Below are 19219 nucleotides of genomic sequence, written 5' to 3'. Positions count from 1 at the left end.
CCCTACAGAGGTCCTTTGCGGGCGTCTATTCCCCTGCGAACACGACTGGTGCCCGCTTTGTTCCAGCACCCATCGTCGCACAGGCGAGGGGGTGCTCGACCGGGGCTGCGACCGGCGTCTCGGCGGGTGGTCGCGGGCCGCGGGGGCGGTCGTCGCGCTGAGCTGGGCGGGAGGTCGGGGAGGGCTGGTCACGGCAGGTTCCGACATCTCACGAACGTGTGACGCCCGCCGGTGGCGAGCGGCACGTCCTGCCCACTGAACGCGCTCGCCCGCGGGGCTGTTCCCGCCCGTCCGGGGCTCACCCCTGGCTCACGCTGCCCCGTCCAGCACCCGGTTCCCCATCACGATTCGCACCTTGCGAAGGGGGTGAAACCGGTCATCTCCTACCCTAGGCGTCGTGAGGTTCCTGCGCCGCAACGCCGACGAAGCCGCCGAGAGCACCGCCGAGGAGATCCCGGTGGAGGTGAGCGGCACCCCCGAGCCGGGGCGCACGCCCGGCAAGGGCAGGCCCACGCCCAAGCGGCGGGAGGCCGAGACCAAGCGCCGGGGCCCCGTCGCGCCGCCGCCGAAGACGCAGCGCGAGGCGCTCAAGCGGATGCGGCAGAGCAAGACCAGCAAGGAGGAGCGCCGCGCCGCCGCCGCGCTCCGCCGCGAGCGGATGATGGCGGGCGACGACAAGTACCTGCTGCCGCGCGACCGCGGTCCCGTGAAGGCGTACATCCGGGACGTGATCGACTCCAGGCGCAACCTCATGGGCCTGTTCATGCCGCTGGCCATCCTGGTGTTCGTGGCGCTGCTGGTGCCGTCGCTGGTGGTGCAGCAGTACGCGACCCTGGCGACCTCGTTCATGCTGCTGGCGATGATCGTCGAGGGCGTGATCCTCGGCGTGACGGTGACCAAGCGCGTGCGGGCGAAGTTCCCGAAGGAGAAGATCGGCGGCCTGTCGGTCGGCTGGTACTCCTTCATCCGGGCGAGCCAGCTCCGCAAGCTCCGCGTCCCGAAGCCGCGCGTGGGTCCGGGCACGAAGATCGACTGACACCCCGGCACCTCGCCGCGGCGGGCCGCCTCCTCGGGGAGGCGGCCCGCTGTCGGTTTCCGGGCTTCACCCGTGCGGTGGGGGTGCGCGGCGATACCTTGAGGCGACGGGTTCACCACTGCTGACCAGCGGGTGCGGCCATGCCTTCGCTCGGGGACGTCGGGGCGGCGCTCGGCCGGGTCGCGGAGGTCGCGGCCGGGGCGCAGGCGTGCCTGGCGCAGGCGGCGGACCTGGCGGCGGAGGCCGCCGAACTGGTGGAGGCGGCGGGCGCGGGCAGCGGCCAGACCGACGTGGTGACCGCCGCCGCGGCGTTCCGCGAGGTGGCGCACGACGCGGACCGCGTGGTGGGCCGGGACCTGGACGCGGCGCTGGGGGCGGTGCGCCGGATCGTCGAGCGCCTGGGGACCGGTGGCGAGCACTCCCCCGAGCCGCCACCGGGACTCCCGGAGGACGACCGCGTCCGCCGGATCAAGGCCGGGCTCCCGGAGCCGGACCGCGCCGCGTCCAGGGTGAAGACGCGCGGGGCCTGGTTCGCGGGGACGGGTCCGGCGCAACCGGTCGTGAGCGGCGAGGACGCCGACTCGGCGGTGGTCCACAGCACCCTGCTGGAGCGCGGCTACCCCTTGCCGGGGGCGCCCTACGTGACCACGCACGTGGAGATGAAGCTCGCGGTTCGGATGGTCGGGGAGGACCTCCGCCACGCCACGCTGGTGATCGACAACGTGCCGTGCGGACTGGTCCTCGGTTGTGAAAGGCTGCTCGGCGTCGTGCTGCCCGCGGGCTTCTCGCTGACCGTACACGGCGCAGGCGGGTACGAGCGGACCTTCACCGGAGGGCAGAAGCCACCGTGGTGACGTTGCAGGCGATCTTCGACCGGGCGACCGCCGAGCGCCCCTTCCTCATCCGCACCCAGTCCGACCTCGACGAGCTCGTCGAACGGGTGCGCGCGGCGTCAGCCGACCACCCCTGCCCCAGCATCGTCGAGATCACCAACGCCGACGACCCGTACCGCTCCCCCGTCCTCAACGCGGGCATCGGCGCGGACCGGGGGTTCGTCCACGAGAACTGGCGCCCCGAGCGCGCCACCAGGGGCGCACCGGGCGCGACCGGCTCCGTCGCCTACGACGTGCAGGGCAACACCGCCGACGTCCCCGCCGACCGCGAGGTCCCCCTGGACGTGGTCCGCGCCGTCCTCGCCGACCACCTGGCCCACGACGGGCGCATCCCGCCCGACCACCCCCTCCTCAACATCGTTAGCTAGCCGAAAGACTTCGTACTAGGCTGCCCACCATGGAGTTCCGACGCCTCGGCCGCAGCGGCCTCAACATCAGCGAGATCTCGTACGGCAACTGGCTCACCCACGGGTCGCAGGTCGAGGAGGAGCAGGCGCTCGCGTGCGTCCGCGCCGCGCTCGACGCGGGCATCACCACGTTCGACACCGCCGACGTCTACGCCAACACCAAGGCGGAGGCCGTGCTCGGGCGGGCGCTCAAGGGTGAGCGGCGGGCCTCGTTGGAGATCTTCACGAAGGTCTTCTGGCCCACCGGGCCCAAGGGCCCGAACGACAAGGGCCTCGGCCGCAAGCACATCATGGAGTCGATCGACGCCTCCCTGGAGCGCCTCGGCACCGACTACGTGGACCTCTACCAGGCCCACCGCTTCGACCAGACCGTCCCGCTCGAGGAGACGATGACGGCGTTCGCCGACGTCGTCCGCTCCGGCAAGGCCCTCTACATCGGCGTCTCCGAGTGGAGCGCCGAGCAGATCGCGCGCGGCGCCGCGCTGGCCCGCGAGCTGAAGGTCCCCTTCATCTCCAACCAGCCCCAGTACTCGATGCTGTGGCGCGTCATCGAGCCGCAGGTCGTCCCGACCTCCGAGCGCGAGGGCCTGTCCCAGATCGTCTGGTCCCCGGTCGCCCAGGGCGTCCTGACCGGCAAGTACCTGCCCGGCCAGCAGGCGCCCGCGGGCTCGCGCGCGGCCGACGAGTCCGGCTCCAAGGCGATCTCCTCGTTCATGCGCGACGAGGTGCTGGAGAAGGTCCAGAAGCTCAAGCCGCTCGCCGAGGAGGCCGGGCTGACCATGGCGCAGCTCGCCGTCGCCTGGGTGCTGCAGAACCCGAACGTGGCCTCGGCGATCATCGGCGCGTCCCGCCCCGAGCAGGTCACCGACAACGTGAAGGCCGCGGGCGTGAAGCTGGAGCCCGAGCTGCTGGAGAAGATCGACGCCGTGCTCGAGGGCGTCGTGGAGAGCAACCCCGGCCTGACCAAGGCCCCGTAGGACCGCACCACCGGCAGAGCCGTGACGCGCCGGGCGGCCCCCACCAGGGCCGCCCGGCCCAGTCCGGCCCAGTCCGGCTCAGCCCGGCCCGGTCAGCACCAGCGGCCCGTACACCTCGGACTCGCTGCGCAGCAGCGTCACCGCCGCCACCCCGGCCGCCCGCAGCTCCCGCCACCGGGCCGTCAGCCACTCCTCGGCCTCGCCCTGCCCGCGGAACGCCGCCAGCGGCCCGTCGACCTCGCCGCCCCGCTCGTCCTGGTACCGCCAGCGGTAGTCCACGGCCGCCTCCTCAGTCCCGGTACGGTCCCCCGGTCAGGCTAAACGTCCTCACTCGTCGGGTGGAATGCTGTGACTCTTCGGACACTGGTGCTCGGCGGCACCCGCTCGGGCAAGTCCGCGCACGCCGAGGGCCTGCTGACCAGTCCCGACGCCACCTACGTCGCGACCGCCCGGCGCTACCCCGACGACCCCGACTGGGACGCCCGGATCGCCCGGCACGTGCGCTCCCGCCCCGCCTCGTGGCACACCGCCGAGGTCCCGTCCGGCCTGCCCGCGCTGCTGCCGTCGCTGACCGGCCCGGTGATCGTCGACGACCTGGCGACCTGGCTCACCAACGTGCTCGACGACGCGAACGCCTGGGAGGGCGGCGGCGCGGACGAGGTCGAGGCGGAGTGCGCCGCGCTGGTGGCCGCCGTGGCGGCGGTCACGTTCCGCCTGGTCCTGGTGTCCGCGGAGGTCGGCCTCGGTGTCGTGCCGCCCACCCGCTCTGGCAGGCTCTTCCGCGACCACCTCGGCTCGCTCAACGCGCGGCTGGCCGAGGTCTGCGACGAGGTGACCCTGGTCGTCGCCGGAATCCCACTGCGACTGCGCGAAGCCGGAGGTAGTCGGTGACCATCGAGTTCCCGCCCGTGGAGGCCCCCAGTGAGAGCGCGCGCCTGGAGGCCGTCGCCCGCCACGCGGCGCTGACCAAGCCGGTCGGGTCGCTCGGCAGGCTGGAGGACCTCGGCGCGTGGGTCGCGGCCTGCCAGGGCCAGTGCCCGCCCCGCCCGTTCACCCGGCCGAGGGTGCTGGTGTTCGCGGGTGACCACGGGGTGGCGCGGCACGGCGTGTCGGCCTACCCGAGCGAGGTCACCGGGCAGATGGTGGCGAACTTCCTCACCGGCGGCGCGGCGGTGAACGTGCTGGCCAACGTCGCGGGCGCGACCGTGCGCGTGGTGGACGTGGCGGTGGACTCGGACACGGCGGTCGGCGACGACAAGATCCGGCGGAGCTCGGGCTCGATCGACCGCGAGGACGCGCTGACCGGGGACGAGGCCGAGCGCGCGATCGAGCTGGGCCGCAGGCTCGCCGACGACGAGGTGGACGGCGGGGCCGACCTGCTCATCGCGGGCGACATGGGCATCGGCAACACCACCCCGGCGGCGGTGCTGGTGGCCGCGCTGACCGGCACCGAGCCGGTCGCGGCGGTCGGCCGGGGCACGGGCGTGGACGACAACGGCTGGATGCGCAAGACCGCCGCGATCCGCGACGCCCTGCGCCGGGCCCGCCCGCACACCGGCGACCCGGTGCGGCTGCTGGCGGTGGCGTCGGGCGCGGACATCGCGGCGATGGCGGGTTTCCTGGCGCAGGCGGCGGTGCGGCGCACCCCGGTGGTGCTGGACGGCGTGGTGAGCGGCGCGGCGGCGGTGGTCGCGGAGGAGCTGGCGCCGGGCGCGCGCGAGTGGTGGGTGGCCGGGCACCGCTCGGCGGAGCCCGCGCACGCGATCGCGCTGGGGCACCTGGGCCTCGAGCCGCTGCTGGACTTCGGGATGCGGCTGGGCGAGGGCTCGGGCGCGGTGGCGGCGCTGCCGCTGGTCGTGATGGCCACGCGGGTGCTGGCGGAGATGGCGACGTTCGACGGCGCGGGCGTCGCGGGCCCCGCGTGACCGGGCGCGCCGCCGCAGAGGAGCGCCGGTCGTGAGGCTCGCGCTGTCCTGGCTCACCGTGCTGCCGGTGCGGGTCGACGACGTGGACCGCCGGGTCGCGCGCCGGGCGATCACGGCGGCTCCGCTGGTGGGCGTGCTGCTGGGCGCGGTGGCGGCGGTGGTGCTGCTCGGGTTGTCCGCGCTGGGCGCGCCGCCGCTGCTGGCGGGGCTGCTCGTGGTGGGCGGGCTCGGGCTGGCCACGCGCGGGATGCACCTGGACGGGCTGGCGGACACGGCGGACGGCCTCGGCTGCTACGGGCCGCCGGAGCGGGCGCTGGCCGTGATGAGGGACGGTGGCGCGGGCCCGTTCGGCGTGGTGGCGCTGATCGTGGTGCTGGGCGCGGAGGCGGTCGCGCTGGGCGCGGTGTCCTGGGGCGCGGTCGTGCTGGCGTTGACGGCGGGGCGGGCGGCGTTCCTGCTGTGCTGCGCGCGGGGTGTGCCCGCGGCGCGGCCCGAGGGGTTGGGCGCGCTGGTCGCGGGTTCGCAGTCGACGGGTGTGGTGGTGGCCTGGTGGTTGGCGCTGGCGGCGGCGGGGGCGCTGGTGGACCCGTGGCGCGGCCCGCTGGGCGTGGCGCTCGCGGCGGCCGTGGTGCTGGTGCTGGTCGGGCACACCCGCCGCAGGTTCGGCGGGGTCACCGGTGACGTGCTGGGCGCGGCTTGCGAGGCGGCGACCTTGTGCGTGCTGGTGGTCTGCTCCTTCGGCTAGACCACCGCTGTGGGCCGGTCGCGCTGCCGGCCCGCAGCGGAAGCCGAGGTCTAGAGGAGCTTGGTCATCCAGCCGTGGGGGTCGGCGACGCGGCCCTGCTGGATGCCGGTGAGGTGGTCGCGGAGCTTCATGGTGATCTCGCCGGTGGCGCCGCCGGAGACGCTGAACTCGCCGCCGTCGTGCTTGACGTGGCCGACGGGGGTGATGACGGCGGCGGTGCCGCAGGCGAAGACCTCGGTCAGCTCGCCGCTGGCGGCTTTCTCCCGCCACTCGTCGGTGGAGAACCTGCGCTCCTCGACGCCCAGCCCGAAGTCCTTCGCGAGCTGGAGGAGCGAGTCGCGGGTGATGCCCGCGAGCAGGGAGCCGGACAGCTCGGGGGTGACGACGCGGGCGTCCGCGCCGGAGCCGAGGACGAAGAACAGGTTCATCCCGCCCATCTCCTCGACCCACTTGCGCTCGGTCGCGTCGAGCCACACGACCTGGTCGCAGCCCTGGTCGGCGGCTTGGGCCTGGGCGACGAGGGAGGCGGCGTAGTTGCCCGCGAACTTGGCCGCGCCGGTGCCGCCGGGGGCGGCGCGCACGTACTCGGTGGACAGCCACACCGTGACGGGCTTGAGGCCGCCGGTGAAGTAGGAGCCCGCCGGGGAGGCGATGAGCAGGTAGCGGTACTCGCCCGCCGGGCGGACGCCGAGGCCGCGCTCGGTGGAGAACATGAACGGCCGCAGGTAGAGGGAGGACTCGCTGCCGCCCTCGGGGACCCAGCGGGAGTCGACGGCCAGCAGTTCGCTCAGCGAGGCGAGGAACAGCTCGTCGGGCAGTTCCGGCATGGCGATGCGGCGGGCGGAGGCGCGGAAGCGCTCGGCGTTGGCCTCGGGCCGGAAGGACGCGATGGTCCCGTCGGGCTGCCGGTAGGCCTTGAGGCCCTCGAAGATCGCCTGGCCGTAGTGCAGGACCATCGCCGCCGGGTCGAGGGCGATGGGGGCGTAGCCGCGCACCGCCGCGTCGTGCCAGCCGTCCGCCCGGTTCCAGTCGATCACGACCATGTGGTCGGTGAAGTGCTGGCCGAAGCCGGGGTTCGCGAGCGCTTCGGCCAGGTAGTCCTGGGTGGCGGGCCCGGCGTTGGGGTCGACGGTGAACGGCGGCGGTGTGGTCATGCTGGAGACAGTAGCTCTCACCGGGGTCTCAGGACACCGTCGTCCCTGCTCTCCGCAGTGCTCTCGGCGCGGGCGGCGGCGCGCTTGGCCCCGGTGTGGGCGGCGTACCCGAGCAGGCCCGTGCCGAGGGCGAGCGCGGCGCCCACGACGGCGAGCGCGTCGGCGGGGGCGCCCATGGCGAGCAGCACCGACAGGCCGAGGCCCAGGCAGGCGGCGCGCGCGGCGCCTCCCCCGTCGTCCTGGAGCATGACCCTGGTGGCGGCGCTGGTGAAGCAGCCGTGGAACAGGGAGGCGCACGCGCCGACGGCGAGCGCCTGGGTCGGGGTGAGCGCGAGCACCGCGACCAGGGCGAGCCCGGAGGCGGCCAGGTGCGGGGTCCACCGGCCGCGCACCTTCGGGAGGTCGCCGGACTCGACCAGTCCGGCGAGCGCGCGGCGGGCCCCGGCGAGGACGAACACCAGCACCTGGACGCCCGCGGCGAGCGCGGCGAGCCCGAGGACGGGCAGCAGCCAGCCGCCGTCCGCGACGAGCAGGGCGTCGCGCAGCGGGGCGCGGGACAGGGCGAGGCGGGCGTCGCCGAGCTGGTGGCGCAGCGCGAACCAGAGGGCGGCGGCCAGCAGCAGCGACAGCAGCACCCCGGCGGGGGCGGCGAACCGGCGCAGCGGCCCGGCGGGGGCCGGGTCGCCCGCCTCGGTGATCCGCTCGTAGCCGGTGAACACCAGGAACAGCACGCAGGCCGCGCCCATGACGCCCTCGATCCCCAGCTCCGCGCCGAGCACGACCGGGTTGGCGGGCGGGGCGACGGCCAGGCACACCACGACCACGAGCAGCAGCACCGCGACGACGAACCCGGTGAGCAGCCGGGTGGCGCGGGCGGGCCAGCGCCCGCCGAGCGCGGTGACGCAGGCCAGCAGGGCGAGCGCGAGGGGCAGCCGGTGCTGCGGGGCGGCGGTGGCGGCGACGGCGTGGGCGACGGCCGCGCCGACCCCGGCCGCCGAGGTGAGCCTGGCGGTGGCGGTGATCCGGGCGGGCCAGGGGCCGAGCTGGGCGCGCACGTGCAGGTGGCCGGTGGTGGCGGGCGCGGCGGCGGAGGCGGTCGCGCAGCAGAGCGCGGCGATGCCCGCGACCAGGAGCGCCAGCGGGGCGAGCGGTCCGGCGAGCGCCGCGGCGGGGGTGAAACCGGCGAGGACGCCCGCGCCGAGCGAGGCCCCCAGCACCAGCACCACTGCCCCGGATCGGTGCGTCACTGTCACCGTGACACAGTCGCAGATGGATCCGGCAGCCGCTAACGGCCACCCGCTTGACGCACGATCGTGTTAATTGTTACTCGACGCAGTCAGCTGTGGCACGCCCAGCCGGGTCGGAGCAAGACCTTTAGCATTCGTCAGCGTCCGTCACCCGTTCCCGCAGCACACCTGGTAAGTGCCGGGAGGAAACCCGACGAGGAGCAGCAACTTGACCGCGCCGAAGCTGTCCATCACCGACAGTGACCTGACCACCGCCTCTGACGCCATCGTGGTGGGAACCCTCCAGGGCCCCGACGGGCTCGCGCTCATCCCGGCCGCCGCGCCCGTCGACACCGCCTTCGACGGCGCCCTGCTGGAGGTGCTGGGCGCGCTGGGCGCGACCGGCAAGACCGAGGAGGTCGTGACCATCCCGACCATGGGCAGGCTGGAGGCCCCGATCGTGCTCGCGGTCGGCCTCGGCAAGCCCGGCGCGGACGGCCAGGTCAGCGAGGAGCAGGTGCGCAAGGCCTCCGGCGCGGCGGCCCGCGCGCTGGTCGGCAAGAAGCGCGCCGTGACCACCCTGTCGTCCGTGCACCTGGCCGCCGCGGTCGAGGGCGCTCTGCTGGGCGGGTACACCTTCAAGGAGTACAAGTCCGACAAGGGCGAGGGCCCGGTCGCCAGGCTGGACCTGGTGCCGCCCGCCGAGGGCGTGAAGCGCGCGCACAACGCCACGCTCAAGGCCGCGACCGCGATCGCCGAGGCCGTCACGGCCACCCGCGACCTGATCAACACCCCGCCGAACGACCTGTACCCGGCCTCGTTCGCCGAGCGCGCCGTCGCGCTGGCCTCGGCCGAGGGCGTGGAGACCGAGGTGCTCGACGAGAAGGCGCTGCGCAAGCAGGGCTTCGGCGGCATCCTCGGCGTCGGCGGCGGCTCGACCCGCCAGCCGCGCCTGGTCCGGCTGTCCTACAAGGGCCCGAAGGCGACCAAGAAGGTCGCGCTGGTCGGCAAGGGCATCACCTTCGACACCGGCGGCATCTCCATCAAGCCCGCGGGCGGCATGGACGAGATGACCTCGGACATGAGCGGCGCGGCGGCCGTGGTCGCCACCGTCGTGCTCGCGGCGAAGCTGAAGTACCCGCTGGACATCACCGCGTGGGTGCCGATGGCGGAGAACATGCCGTCCGGCGCGGCCTACCGGCCCGGCGACGTGCTGAAGATGTACGGCGGCAAGACCGTCGAGGTGCTGAACACCGACGCCGAGGGCCGGTTGATCCTGTCCGACGCGATCACCCGCGCGTGCGAGGACGGCCCGGACTACCTGATCGACGTGGCCACGCTGACCGGCGCGCAGGTCGTGGCGCTGGGCAAGCGCACCTCGGGCGTCATGGGCACGGACGAGCTGCGCGACCGGGTGGCCGAGCTGGGCCGCGCGGTGGGCGAGCAGGCGTGGGCGATGCCGCTGCCGGAGGAGCTGCGCGGCGACCTGGACTCGCGGCTGGCGGACCTGGCGAACGTCACCGGGCACCGGTGGGGCGGGATGCTGTCGGCGGGCCTGTTCCTCAAGGAGTTCGTGGCCGAGGGCGTGCAGTGGGCGCACATCGACATCGCGGGCCCGGCCTACCACACCGGTGGCGCGCACGGGTACACCACGAAGGGCGGCACGGGCGTCCCGGTGCGGACGCTCGCGGCGCTGCTCGCGGACATCGCGGACAAGGGCTGACCTCCGGGTTCCGACCGATCGCGCGGCCCCGGCGGGAGTTTCCCGCCGGGGCCGCGCGCGTTCGTCAGTACGCGACCGCGAGCGCCTTCCCGAACGACTCCGGGTCCTCGACCCGGTCGAGCAGGAACGCGGCGAGGTCGGTGCGGGACAGGGACAGCCCGCCGAGCACGCTGCGCTCCTCCCGCACCCGGTACCGCCCCCGCGCGGGTCCGTTGGTGAGCATCGGCGCGCGCACGAGCGTCCAGTCGAGGCCGCTGGCGCGCACGACCGGCTCCATCGCCGAGACGTCCGCCCAGGCGTGCCGGAACACCGAGCGCAGCAGGGGTGTGACCAGCGCGGCGACCACCGGGGTGTCGCCGGACTCGGCGGTGGCGCTGCTGCTGACCACGAGCAGCCTGCGCACCCCGGCGAGCCGCATGGCGGCGATCGCGCTGGTGGCGCTGTCGACGAGCACGCTGGTGGGCTTGCGGGCCGAGCGCGGCCCGATGGCGCTGACCACGGCGTCCGCACCGGCGAACGCGGGCGCGAGGGCCTCGGGGTCGAGCGGGTCGGCCACGTGGTCGCGGCCGTTGCCGGTGCGCACGACACCGGTGACGTGGTGGCCGCGCCCGCGCGCCAGGTGGGCGACGAGCGCGCCGGTCCGGCCGCTCGCGCCGAGCACCGCGAGCTTCACCGCGCGCCTCCGGGACGCGTTCCGATCAGAGGGTCAGGGGACAGGGAGTTGATCATGTGCACAGCAGTACTACGCACGCGCGCGACGCTTCCGCCCACCCCCGGCGGCTCCCGAAGGGGTGATCTTCCCGACAGTCCGCGCGGCCGAACGGCCTGCTCCGGTCAGATCTCCCCGGCGGACTTCCGACGGCTGTACTCGCGCATCCGCTTGGGGTAGCCCACGATCCCGGCGTCGTAGATCGGCATCCCGAGCTTGCGCGCGAACCGCTTCGCGCCCTCCTCGCCGTCGATGCGCCGCCTGGTCCACTCGCCGTCGTGCGCCACGAGGACGACAGTGGTCTCCGTCACGGTCGTCCGGGGCTCCACGTAGGCCTCGACCCCGCGCCGCTCGGCCGCCCAGCGCTCCAGGTGGCCGGTGTCGGCGGAGGTCGGCGCGCGGAGCACGCCGGGACGGCTCTTCCTGCGGAAACGATCGAAAAGGCCCACCTGCGAACCTCCCAAGGCCACTGTTGCCGGACATGGTGCCGGCCGGGGTGTGAAAGCCGGGCCAAATCCTCCGAAGAGGACACCGCGTCGCCGCGCCCACCGGTGTAGTGACAAGATGGCAACCACCCGCGCGCACCCGCGCGGAGTAAGGCATCAAGCTCTCCTAGGGAGAAATCCGTGACCGACACCTCCGCCGACCTGGTGATCCTCGGTGGCGGATCGGGCGGCTACGCCTGCGCGTTCCGCGCGGCGGAGTTGGGCCTGTCCGTCATCCTGGTCGAGAAGGACAAGCTGGGCGGCACCTGCCTGCACCGAGGCTGCATCCCCACCAAGGCGCTGCTGCACTCGGCCGAGGTCGCGGACAACGCCCGCGAGGGCGAGCAGTTCGGCGTGAAGTCCTCCCTCGCGGGCATCGACATGGCCGGGGTCAACTCGTACAAGGACGGGGTGATCAGCAGGCTGTACAAGGGCCTGCAGGGCCTGGCGAAGGCCAACAAGGTCACCCTGGTCCAGGGCGCGGGCACGTTCGTCGGCCCGAACTCCGTCGAGGTCGACGGCGCCCGCTACACCGGCAAGAACGTCGTGCTGGCCACCGGCTCGTACGCGCGCAGCCTGCCCGGCCTGGAGATCGGCGGCCGGGTCATCACCAGCGACCAGGCGCTGAACCTGGACCACGTCCCGGACAAGGTCGTCGTGCTCGGCGGCGGCGTCATCGGCGTCGAGTTCGCCAGCGTGTGGGCCTCCTTCGGCGCGGACGTGACCATCGTGGAGGCGCTGCCCCGCCTGGTCCCCGCCGAGGACGAGTACGCCTCGAAGCAGCTGGAGCGCGCGTTCCGCCGCCGGGGCATCAAGTTCAAGACCGGCGTGAAGTTCACCGGCGCCACCCAGTCCGACACCGGGGTGTCGGTGTCGCTGGAGAACGGCGACGTGCTGGACGCCGACCTGCTCCTGGTGGCCGTCGGCCGGGGCCCGAACAGCGCGGGCCACGGCTACGAGGAAGCCGGGATCGAGATCGACCGCGGGTTCGTCACCACCGACGAGCGCCTGCGCACCAACCTCCCGAACGTCTACGCGGTCGGCGACATCGTCCGTGGCCTGCAGCTGGCCCACCGGGGCTTCCAGCAGGGCATCTTCGTCGCCGAGGAGATCGCGGGGCAGAACCCCAAGGTGATCGACGAGGCGGGGATCCCGCGCGTCACCTACTGCAAGCCCGAGGTCGCCTCCGTCGGCCTCTCCGAGGCGGCAGCCAAGGAGAAGTACGGCTCGGTCGAGACCTTCGTCTACGACCTTGCGGGCAACGGCAAGAGCCAGATCCTGAAGACCGCGGGCGGCATCAAGCTGGTCAAGGCGCCCGAGGGGCCCGTCGTGGGCGTCACGATGGTCGGCGAGCGGGTCGGCGAGCTGATCGGCGAGGCCCAGCTGATCTACGGTTGGGAGGCATACCCGGAGGACGTGGCTCCCCTGATCCACGCCCACCCGACCCAGACGGAAGCCCTCGGCGAGGCCTTCCTCGCCCTGGCCGGCAAGCCGCTGCACGTGCACGGCTGACCGCCGCACCCCAGTCAGCCGAACGACTTAACGCACGAGGAGTCAGCGAACGATGGCCATCTCCGTTCCGATGCCCGCACTCGGTGAAAGCGTCACCGAGGGCACGGTCACCCGCTGGTTGAAGCAGGAGGGCGACCGGGTCGAGGTCGACGAGCCGTTGCTGGAGGTCTCGACCGACAAGGTCGACACCGAGATCCCCTCGCCCGCCGCGGGCGTCCTGCAGAAGATCGTCGCCCAGGAGGACGAGACCGTCGAGGTCGGCGCCGAGCTGGCGGTGATCGGCGACGGTTCCGAGGACTCCGCTCCGGCGGACTCGGCCCCCGCCCCGGCCGCCCCGGCCGAGGAGGCCCAGCCCGAGCCGCAGTCCGACCCCGAGCCCGAGACCGAGGCCGCCCCGTCCGGCGGCAGCGCCGACGGCACCCCGGTGACGATGCCCGCCCTGGGCGAGAGCGTCACCGAGGGCACCGTGACCCGCTGGCTCAAGCAGGTCGGCGACTCGGTGGAGGTCGACGAGCCCCTGCTGGAGGTCTCGACCGACAAGGTCGACACCGAGATCCCGTCCCCGGTGGCGGGCACGCTGCTGGAGATCACCGCGGGCGAGGACGAGACGGTCGAGGTCGGCGGCAAGCTGGCCGTGATCGGCTCCGGCACCCCCGCGAAGCAGGAGGCCCCGAAGGCCGCTCCGGCTCCCGAGGCCCCCAAGCAGGAGGCCCCCAAGGCCGAGGCGCCCAAGCAGGAGGCGCCGAAGGCGGAGGCCCCCAAGGCCGAGGCCCCGAAGCAGGAGGCCCCCAAGCAGGCCGCTCCGGCCGCCGAGAAGTCCGGTGACGAGGGCGCGCCCTACGTCACCCCGCTGGTGCGCAAGCTGGCCTCGGAGAACGGCATCGACCTCGGTTCCCTGAAGGGCACCGGCGTCGGCGGTCGCATCCGCAAGCAGGACGTGCTGGCCGCCGTCGAGGCCAAGAAGGCCCCGGCCGCCGCGCCCGCCGCCGCTGCCGCCCCGGCCGCGCCCGCCGCCAAGCCCGCCGCCGTGGACACCAGCGGCAAGCGCGGCACCACGCAGAAGCTCCCCCGCCTGCGCCAGATCGTGGCCCAGCGGACCCGCGAGTCGCTGCAGATGTCGGCCCAGCTCACCCAGGTGTTCGAGGTGGACGTCACCCGGATCGCGCGCCTGCGCAGCCGGGCGAAGTCCGCGTTCGAGCAGCGCGAGGGCACGAAGCTCACGTTCCTCCCGTTCTTCGCCAAGGCGGCGGTCGAGGCCCTGAAGCAGCACCCGGTGCTGAACGCCTCCATCGACGAGGCGAAGAAGGAGGTCACGTACCACGGCTCCGAGCACCTCGGCATCGCGATCGACACCGAGCGCGGCCTGCTCAACGCGGTGATCTCGAACGCGGGCGAGCTGAACCTGGCGGGCCTGTCGCTCAAGATCAACGACCTGGCCGGTCGGGCGCGCGCGAACAAGCTGACCCCGGACGAGCTGACCGGCGGCACGTTCTCGCTGACCAACCTGGGCAGCAACGGCGCCCTCTTCGACACCCCGATCATCCAGCAGCCGCAGGTCGGCATCCTGGGCGTCGGCGTGGTCAAGAAGCGCCCCGTGGTGATCACCGACGCCAACGGCGACGACACGATCGCGATCCGGTCCATGGCCTACCTGGCCCTGACCTACGACCACCGCCTGGTGGACGGCGCGGACGCCGGTCGCTTCCTGAGCACCATGAAGAACCGCCTGGAGGAAGGCGCCTTCGAGGGCGACCTCGGCCTCTGACGGCGGCAGCACCCGCGAGAACCCGCTCCCTGATCAGGGGGCGGGTTCTCCGCTTTCCGGCGTGAACTCTCGGGGCAGGTGCGGCGGACCTCACCCGTTCGCCGGGACCGCCGGTGTGCGAGCCCGCCGCCGCTGAGAGACGATCACCCCATGCGCGTGGTCATCGCTGGTTCCTCGGGTCTCATCGGCACTTCTCTGGTGGCGGCGCTGCGCGCGGGTGGTCACGACGTGCTCCGGCTGGTGCGGCGCAGGCCCGCCGCGCCGGACGAGCGGTTCTGGGACCCGCCCTCGGCGAAGATCGACGAGGGGACGCTGGAGCGGGTCGACGCCGTGGTGAACCTGTGCGGGGCCGGGGTCGGGGACCGCCGGTGGAACGACGCGCGCAAGCAGGTCCTGCTGGACAGCCGCACCACGCCCACCGAGGTGCTGGCCGCCGCCGTCGTGCAGCACCGGGTGCCGGTGCTGGTGAACGCGAGCGCGGTCGGGTTCTACGGCGACACCGGTGAGGCGCTGGTCGACGAGGGAACCCCGTCCGGGACCGGGTTCCTGGCCGCGCTGTGCCGCGAGTGGGAGGGCGCCACCCGGCAGGCCGAGGAGGCCGGGGTGCGCGTGGTGAAGCTGCGCACCGGGCTGGTGATCAGCCCGTCGGGCGGGCTGTTCGGCAAGCTCAAGCCGCTGTTCTCGTTCGGGCTGGGCGGCAGGCTCGGGTCCGGGCGGCAGTACATGCCGTGGATCGCGCTGGACGACGTGGTCGCGGCCGTCGTGCACGTGCTGGAGACCGGGACCGTGGGCGGCCCGGTGAACCTGACCGCGCCGAGCCCGGTGACCAACGCCGAGTTCACCCGCACGCTCGGGCACGCGCTGCGCCGGCCGACGCCGTGGGTGGTGCCGCCGTTCGCGCTGAAGGCGGTGCTGGGCGGGCTGGCCGAGGAGGGCGTGCTGGCGGGGCAGCGGGCGGTGCCGAAGGCGCTGGAGCGGTCCGGTTTCACGTTCCTGCACCCGGCGCTCGGGTCCGCCGTCGCCGCCGCGATCACCCCCCGGTAGTGCGGTCGCCCTCCACGGCCTGGCAGGCGCTGGCCGGGCTGGTGCTGCTCGGGTGCTCGGCGGTGCTCGGGCTGCTGGTGCGGGGCGCGCCCGCGCCGGGGGTGGACGTGGCGCTGCACGACGCGGCGCTGGGGCTCGGGTCCTGGGTCGTGCTGCCCGCGACGGTGGTCAGCCTGGTGCTGAGCCCAGGGCTGGCCACGATCGCGCTGGTCTCCCTGGTGGCGCGGGCGGTGATCGCCCGCGACCCGCTGGTGGCGCGGTTCGCGGTGCTGCTGGCGGTGTGCTGGGCGACCGTGTGGGCCCGGTACGGGTACCGGCGGATCCGGCCGATCGAGTACCCGCAGTGGAGCTACCCGAGCGGGCACGTCACGGCGGTGACGGCGGTGGCGTTCACCGCCGCGGTGGTGTGCGCGGCCCTGGCCCGCCGCCACCTGCGCCCGGTGGTGGCGCTCGGGGTGCTGGCGGTGCTGCTGACGGCGACCAGCCGGGTGGTGCTGGAGATGCACTGGTTCACCGACACGGTCGGGGCGGTGCTGGCCACCACCGGGGCCGGGCTGCTGTGCTGCGCGGCGCTGCGGCTGCCCCCGCGGCCGGTGGTGGCCGGGCCCGGCTAGCCGGTGGCCCACTCCGCGCGGTGGTCGTCGACGAACCCGGCGAACGGGCGCGGCGCGCGACCGGTGAGCCGGGTGACGCCGTCGGTCAGCTCCCCCTCGCCGCCGTCGCGGATCGCGGCGTTGTAGCGGGCGAGGCGGTCGGCGAACGGCGCGGGCATCCCGGCGGCCCGGAAGTGCCCGGCCAGCTCGGGGGCGGACACCTCCACCACCTCCACGGCCCGCCCGGTCCGCTCGGTGATGATCCGCGCGACCTCCGGGTAGCTGAGCGCCCTCGGCCCGGTGAGCCGGTGCTCGGCCTCGGTCCGGTCGGCGAGGAGGGCGGCGTGCGCGGCGGCGGCCACGTCCCGCGCGTCGATCCAGCCGACCCGGCCGTCGCCGCTCGCCGACAGCAGCTCGCCGCGCTCGCGCACCCGCGCGGCCAGCGGGTGCGCGCCGGTGAGGTTCTGCATGAACCCGGCGGGCCGCAGCACGGACCAGCCGGGGGTCCCGCGCACCTCGGCCTCCAGCTCGGCGGCGCCGGGGGCGTCCGGCAGGACCGCGAGGGAGCCGAGCAGCACGAGCCTGGGCAGGCCGGTGCGGCGGGCCAGGTCGAGCAGCGGGCGCACGGCGGGCAGCGGGTCGCCGGTGGTGGGCGGCGGGACGGCGTAGACGGCGGTCGCGCCGTCCAGGAGCCCGCGGTGGGTGCTCGGGTCGTGCCAGTCGAACCGGGTCGCGCCGGGGGCCGGGGTGCGGCTCGCCCGCCGGAACGGGGTGCCGCCCGCCTCCAGCAGGGCGGTGAGGGCCCGGCCGGTGGTGCCGCTCGCGCCGATCACCACCACGCTCACGCGGTCGCCTCGCGGTCGAGCGCGGCGACCAGGTCGCCCAGCCCGCCCGTGGCCCGCGCGGCGGCGACGGGGCTCCAGTAGTCGCGGTAGGCGGTGAAGAGGCCGTCCACCACGGTGACGATGGAGACGTAGTCGAGCCGGTAGGGGGCTCCGGTCGCGGTCGTGCGGCCGACGGCGGTGAACTCGACCACCGCCGTGCTCGGGTCGGCCGTGCGGTGCACGACCAGCTCGGGGATCTCGGCGACGTCCACCAGGTCGGGGTAGCCGGCCAGGTAGGCGCGCACCTGCTCGCGGCCCTCGAGGCGGGTCGGGGAGCCCGCCTCGGCGAACGGGAACTCGGCGGTCCCGTCCACGGCCCACAGGTCCGCCACGGCGTCCATGTCCTTGGCCAGCAGGAGGTCGAGCAGTCGGCGGAAGGTCAGCTCCGGGTCGTTGTCCACGCCGTCGATCGTGCGGGCGGCGGGCCGGGCGCGGCACTGCCGGTCGAGCCCCCTCCCGGCGGTCCGTGGCTCGCCGGGAGGTCCTGTGCCAGGGTGGGGAGGATGAGCGCGCGTGAGCTGGCCGGGTTCCTGCGGGCCCGGCGGGAGTCGTTGGGACCGGCGCAGGTCGGGCTGCGGCGGGCGCCGTCGACCAGGACGCCGGGGTTGCGGCGCGAGGAGGTCGCCGGGCTGGCCGGGGTGACGGTCAACTACTACGAGCGGGTCGAGCAGGGGCGGGCCCCGCACCCGTCGCCGCAGGTGCTGGACGCGCTGGGCGCGGCGCTGCGGCTGACCGGGGCCGAGCGGGAGCACCTGGCGCGGTTGGCCGGGCACGCGCCCGTGGGCGAGGAGCCGGAACCGGGGGTGCCGGGCGCGGTGCGCACGCTGCTGGACGGGCTGGGGGCGACGCCCGCCTACGCGGTGGCGCCCGCGCTGGACGTGGTGGCCTGGAACGCGGCGGCGGTGGCGCTGTTCACCGACTTCGGCGCGCTGCCCGCGCGCGAGCGGGGGCTGGCGGCGCTGTCCCGGCGGTTCGGCGGGACGCTGTGCGGCGAGGTCGAGCCCGGCGCGTTCGCCGAGCGGGCGGCGGCCGACCTGCGCGCGGCGGCCGTGCGGTTCCCCGGACTGGGCACGGCGCGGGTGGCCGAGGAGTTCGGTGCGCACAGCCCGGAGTTCGCCGCCGCGTGGGCGGCCCGCGACGTGCGGGAGCGGCCGGTGGTGCGCAAGGTCGTGGCGCACCCGGTGGTGGGGCGGCTGGAGCTGGACGTGCACCTGCTCGTGGTGCCCGGCCACGACCTGCGGGTCGCGCTGCACACCGCGCCGCCGGGCAGCGCGAGCGCCGAGCGGCTGGCCCGACTGGCCCCCGCGCGGTGACCACCGGCGCGGCGGTCAGGCGTAGGGTCGAGTGGTGAGCAGCACCGACTCCTCCTGCCGCGCCGAGAACACCCCCTTCGACGTGCGCGAACTGGGCACCATCGAGTACCAGGCCGCCTGGGACCTCCAGCGGGAGCTCGCCTCCGCCCGCGCGGACGGCACCGCCACCGACACCCTCCTGCTGCTGGAGCACCCCCCGGTGTACACCTGCGGCAGGCGGACCGAGGCCGACGAGCGCCCGAGGGGCGGCGACACCCCGGTCATCGACGTCGACCGCGGCGGCAAGATCACCTGGCACGGGCCCGGCCAGCTCGTCGGCTACCCGATCGTGGGGCTGGCCGAGCCGCTGGACGTGGTCCAGTACGTGCGGCGGGTCGAGCAGGCCCTCATCCACGTGTGCGACCAGCTCGGCGTGCCCACCGGTCGGGTGGAGGGGCGCAGCGGGGTGTGGATCGCGGCCGACGAGCGCGGTCCGGAGCGCAAGGTCGCCGCGATCGGCATCCGGGTGCAGCGCGGCGTGACCATGCACGGGTTCGAGATCAACTGCAACGCCTCGCTGGACGCGTTCGCCGACATCATCCCGTGCGGCATCCGGGACGCGGGCGTCGCCTCGCTCTCGCACGAGCTGGGCCGGGACGTGACCGTGGCCGAGGTGCTGCCGCTGGCGAGGGCCGCCGTGATCGACGCGCTGAACGGCGACCTGCCGCTGACCGACCGCACACTGGCCCGCCCCGAGCCGTCAGCGCCGGGCATCACCTTCGCGGTGCAGGGCGCCTGACGCCCGAACGGGTCCTCACCGCGGCCGAGCGCTGACAGCGGGCCGACTCC

Annotated in this window: 21 protein-coding genes; 14 read left to right on the top strand and 7 right to left on the bottom strand. The window is 74.5% G+C overall.

Annotated elements, in window-relative coordinates:
- The first annotated feature begins 397 nt into the window (after nt 1-397).
- The 4 genes from CNX65_RS06745 to CNX65_RS06730 all read left to right on the top strand — a co-directional run bounded on the left by CNX65_RS06745 (nt 398) and on the right by CNX65_RS06730 (nt 3313).
- Complete coding sequence (locus CNX65_RS06745) at nt 398-1036, top strand: DUF3043 domain-containing protein (RefSeq protein WP_096491992.1); 639 nt, start codon at nt 398-400, stop codon at nt 1034-1036.
- Nucleotides 1037-1176: 140 nt separating this feature from the next.
- A complete protein-coding gene (locus CNX65_RS06740; protein ID WP_096491991.1) occupies nt 1177-1890 on the top strand; it encodes a DddA-like double-stranded DNA deaminase toxin in 714 nt (237 codons plus the stop codon).
- Complete coding sequence (locus CNX65_RS06735; protein WP_096491990.1) at nt 1884-2297, top strand: Imm1 family immunity protein; 414 nt, start codon at nt 1884-1886, stop codon at nt 2295-2297. Before CNX65_RS06740 ends, CNX65_RS06735 begins: the two co-directional genes overlap by 7 nt.
- Nucleotides 2298-2326: 29 nt before the next feature.
- Nucleotides 2327-3313: an aldo/keto reductase family protein gene (locus tag CNX65_RS06730; protein WP_096491989.1), complete on the top strand. Its 987-nt coding sequence runs from the start codon at nt 2327-2329 to the stop codon at nt 3311-3313.
- 78 nt (nt 3314-3391) lie between these two features.
- On the opposite strand, the gene CNX65_RS06725 is transcribed toward CNX65_RS06730, so the two are convergent.
- On the bottom strand, nt 3392-3592 hold the full coding sequence (locus CNX65_RS06725; RefSeq protein WP_096491988.1) for a hypothetical protein: 201 nt from the start codon (nt 3590-3592) through the stop codon (nt 3392-3394).
- Between the two features lie 69 nt (nt 3593-3661).
- On the opposite strand from CNX65_RS06725, the gene cobU reads away from it, so the two are divergent.
- Genes cobU through cobS form a run of 3 tightly spaced genes read left to right on the top strand, consistent with a single transcriptional unit; the run spans nt 3662 to nt 5983 of the window.
- Entirely contained in the window at nt 3662-4204 is a 543-nt protein-coding gene (gene cobU, locus CNX65_RS06720; protein WP_096491987.1) for a bifunctional adenosylcobinamide kinase/adenosylcobinamide-phosphate guanylyltransferase, read from the top strand.
- Nucleotides 4201-5238 carry a nicotinate-nucleotide--dimethylbenzimidazole phosphoribosyltransferase gene (cobT, locus tag CNX65_RS06715; protein WP_096491986.1) on the top strand — a complete coding sequence of 346 codons (1038 nt, stop codon included), beginning with the start codon at nt 4201-4203 and terminating at the stop codon, nt 5236-5238. The genes cobU and cobT overlap by 4 nt, the downstream gene beginning before the upstream one ends.
- 31 nt (nt 5239-5269) lie before the next feature.
- Complete coding sequence (gene cobS / locus CNX65_RS06710; RefSeq protein WP_096491985.1) at nt 5270-5983, top strand: adenosylcobinamide-GDP ribazoletransferase; 714 nt, start codon at nt 5270-5272, stop codon at nt 5981-5983.
- 50 nt (nt 5984-6033) lie between these two features.
- Here cobS and CNX65_RS06705 read toward each other — a convergent pair whose 3' ends face one another.
- Together CNX65_RS06705 and CNX65_RS06700 are read right to left on the bottom strand one after the other, a co-directional pair.
- Complete coding sequence (locus CNX65_RS06705; RefSeq protein WP_096491984.1) at nt 6034-7137, bottom strand: branched-chain amino acid aminotransferase; 1104 nt, start codon at nt 7135-7137, stop codon at nt 6034-6036.
- A gap of 17 nt (nt 7138-7154) precedes the next feature.
- Nucleotides 7155-8384 carry an amino acid permease gene (locus tag CNX65_RS06700; protein ID WP_157767531.1) on the bottom strand — a complete coding sequence of 410 codons (1230 nt, stop codon included), beginning with the start codon at nt 8382-8384 and terminating at the stop codon, nt 7155-7157.
- Between the two features lie 208 nt (nt 8385-8592).
- Here CNX65_RS06700 and CNX65_RS06695 point away from each other — a divergent pair, with 208 nt between their 5' ends.
- On the top strand, nt 8593-10086 hold the full coding sequence (locus tag CNX65_RS06695; protein ID WP_096491982.1) for a leucyl aminopeptidase: 1494 nt from the start codon (nt 8593-8595) through the stop codon (nt 10084-10086).
- Between the two features lie 64 nt (nt 10087-10150).
- On the opposite strand, the gene CNX65_RS06690 is transcribed toward CNX65_RS06695, so the two are convergent.
- A complete protein-coding gene (locus CNX65_RS06690) occupies nt 10151-10759 on the bottom strand; it encodes an NAD(P)-dependent oxidoreductase (RefSeq protein WP_096491981.1) in 609 nt (202 codons plus the stop codon).
- 161 nt (nt 10760-10920) lie between these two features.
- Nucleotides 10921-11244 carry an oxidoreductase gene (locus tag CNX65_RS06685; RefSeq protein WP_096491980.1) on the bottom strand — a complete coding sequence of 108 codons (324 nt, stop codon included), beginning with the start codon at nt 11242-11244 and terminating at the stop codon, nt 10921-10923.
- A gap of 177 nt (nt 11245-11421) precedes the next feature.
- On the opposite strand from CNX65_RS06685, the gene lpdA reads away from it, so the two are divergent.
- The 4 genes from lpdA (at nt 11422) to CNX65_RS06665 (ending at nt 16215) form a co-directional block, all read left to right on the top strand.
- The gene (lpdA, locus tag CNX65_RS06680; protein WP_096491979.1) at nt 11422-12792 is read left to right on the top strand and encodes a dihydrolipoyl dehydrogenase; all 1371 of its coding nucleotides are present in this window, start codon (nt 11422-11424) and stop codon (nt 12790-12792) included.
- Between the two features lie 52 nt (nt 12793-12844).
- Nucleotides 12845-14557 (top strand): 2-oxoglutarate dehydrogenase, E2 component, dihydrolipoamide succinyltransferase, encoded by a 1713-nt coding sequence (gene sucB, locus CNX65_RS06675; RefSeq protein ID WP_096491978.1) that lies wholly within the window; start codon nt 12845-12847, stop codon nt 14555-14557.
- Nucleotides 14558-14707: 150 nt separating this feature from the next.
- Nucleotides 14708-15601 (top strand): TIGR01777 family oxidoreductase, encoded by an 894-nt coding sequence (locus CNX65_RS06670; protein WP_096491977.1) that lies wholly within the window; start codon nt 14708-14710, stop codon nt 15599-15601.
- On the top strand, nt 15601-16215 hold the full coding sequence (locus CNX65_RS06665) for a phosphatase PAP2 family protein (protein ID WP_096491976.1): 615 nt from the start codon (nt 15601-15603) through the stop codon (nt 16213-16215). Before CNX65_RS06670 ends, CNX65_RS06665 begins: the two co-directional genes overlap by 1 nt.
- On the opposite strand, the gene CNX65_RS06660 is transcribed toward CNX65_RS06665, so the two are convergent.
- Both CNX65_RS06660 and CNX65_RS06655 read right to left on the bottom strand, forming a co-directional pair.
- The gene (locus CNX65_RS06660; RefSeq protein ID WP_096491975.1) at nt 16212-17039 is read right to left on the bottom strand and encodes a Rossmann-fold NAD(P)-binding domain-containing protein; all 828 of its coding nucleotides are present in this window, start codon (nt 17037-17039) and stop codon (nt 16212-16214) included. The two genes, CNX65_RS06665 and CNX65_RS06660, sit on opposite strands and share 4 nt — an antisense overlap.
- The gene (locus CNX65_RS06655) at nt 17036-17479 is read right to left on the bottom strand and encodes a nuclear transport factor 2 family protein (RefSeq protein ID WP_096491974.1); all 444 of its coding nucleotides are present in this window, start codon (nt 17477-17479) and stop codon (nt 17036-17038) included. Before CNX65_RS06655 ends, CNX65_RS06660 begins: the two co-directional genes overlap by 4 nt.
- 102 nt (nt 17480-17581) lie before the next feature.
- Between CNX65_RS06655 and CNX65_RS06650 the strand changes: the two genes are divergently transcribed.
- Both CNX65_RS06650 and lipB read left to right on the top strand, forming a co-directional pair.
- Nucleotides 17582-18391, top strand: a complete 810-nt coding sequence (locus CNX65_RS06650) for a helix-turn-helix transcriptional regulator (protein ID WP_096491973.1) — start codon at nt 17582-17584, stop codon at nt 18389-18391.
- 34 nt (nt 18392-18425) lie between these two features.
- Nucleotides 18426-19169, top strand: coding sequence for a lipoyl(octanoyl) transferase LipB (gene lipB, locus CNX65_RS06645; protein WP_096497650.1), 744 nt, complete (start codon nt 18426-18428; stop codon nt 19167-19169).
- Nucleotides 19170-19219 lie beyond the last annotated feature (50 nt).

Source organism: Actinosynnema pretiosum (assembly GCF_002354875.1).
GTDB lineage: Bacteria > Actinomycetota > Actinomycetes > Mycobacteriales > Pseudonocardiaceae > Actinosynnema > Actinosynnema auranticum.
This window is presented reverse-complemented; position numbering and strand designations above follow the sequence as displayed.